This window comes from Protofrankia sp. CiP1_Cm_nod4, from assembly GCF_982290645.1.
In genome coordinates this window covers 43,626-45,145 of sequence record NZ_CEVIVC010000014.1, presented here as the reverse complement: position 1 = coordinate 45,145, position 1,520 = coordinate 43,626, and the positions used below count along the sequence as shown (strand labels likewise).

Below are 1,520 nucleotides of genomic sequence, written 5' to 3'. Positions count from 1 at the left end.
CGTGCCACCCGTTCGCTGAGCCTGGGCATGCGCCTGGGCACGATCTCGGTGGGCCCGCGGCCGGCGGGGCGGATCGCGAGGTCCGGCAGCGCCCGCCCGGCCAGGTCGATCAGGATGGGTGCCGCGCCGCGCAGCACCACCTCGGCCTCGTGGCAGAAGTCGCCGTCCTCGCCCACGCCCGTGCCCGTGCCCGAGCCCTGGCCCGCGGTCCACCCGGCCAGCCGGGCCAGCTGCTCGACGAGCGTCTCGGCCGCCCGGTTGAGGCTGAAGTAGGGCATGTCGTAGGCCGCGACGAAACGTTCGGTGACGCGCGCGGCGGCTGCCCGGGAACGTTCGGACACCGCCAGCGGCCCTCGGCCGGCCCACCTGTCGATCTCGGCCGCCACCCGGTTCCACGGCTCGACCAGACGCGAGCGGGTGATCCGGGCCAGCTCCTCGCGGCTGAAGCTGGTGCGCTGGAACTCCGGGCTGGTCGCGGCCAGGTGGAAGCGGATCAGGTCCCTCGGCACCTCGGCCGCCAGCTCCCGTCCCCCCAGCACATGGCCCCGGCTGGTGGAGAACTTCGCGTTGTCCAGCTCGTAGAACTCGTTGGTGAGGAACAGCTCCGGCAGGTCGTAGCGGCCGTCGTGCGCCAGCAGCATCGCGGTCCCGGCGACCGCGAACGGGTAGATGTTGTCGAAGCCGAGGAAGTAGACCACGCTCGAGCCGGACCCGGCCAGCCACAGCTCGTCCTCGGCAGCCAGCGGCGTGCCCCGGCGCTCGGCCGCCAGCGCGGAGCAGTACATGCTCCACGCCATCGGCTCGGCGTTCGGGTTGATCACCTGCCCGGGGACCTCGGGGAAGTGCGCGGGGATGCCCCAGGAGCCCGGGTAGGTGACCGGGTAGTCCGGCAGCGGCCGGGAGAGCATCTGCTGGACGGCCTGCGCCATGTGCGGGCGCATCATCGCGGCGTGGCCGGCGAAGTAGTCGCGCAGCCCGTCCCGGTACTCCTCCATGGGCAGCACCAGGACCCGCGCCTGGCGCGGCCGCACCGGCTCGTCCGGGTACATGGTCGAACGCGGGTTGAGCAGCTCCCCCGCGGCGACCGGATGGGCGCAGCTCTCGCACAGCCCCGCGCACCCGTCGGCCAGGCAGACCGGGCAGCTTCCGCGCACGTACCCGTCCACCAGGTACTGCCCGGTGCGCGGCAGGTACGGGAACGTCATCGTCCGCGCCCGGAGCTTCCCGGCGGCGTGCAGTCGCTCCAGGAAGCCCCAGACCGTCTTGGTGAACCGTTCGTCGACGCCGGTGAAGCCGTCGACGCCGATCCCCGCCGCGGCCAGGGACGCCTCCACCTGCCGGGCGGAGCGGGCCACCAGCCGCGCCGGCGTCGTGCCCAGCCGGTGGGCCGTGGTCACCACGTAGCTCGGGGTGTCCTGGATGCCGGTGCCGAGCAGCACCTCGCGGCCGGTCGCGCGTGCGTACCGGGTGTACACGTCGGCCGCCAGGAACGGGCCCGCCAGATGGCCCAGATGCAGGTC

General features: G+C 73.6%; 1 protein-coding gene. It reads right to left on the bottom strand.

The annotated features are described in order from the left end of the window. A partial coding sequence (locus tag AC5LSR_RS05030; protein WP_250285151.1) for a class I tRNA ligase family protein occupies window positions 1-1,520 on the bottom strand: 1,520 nt, incomplete at both ends.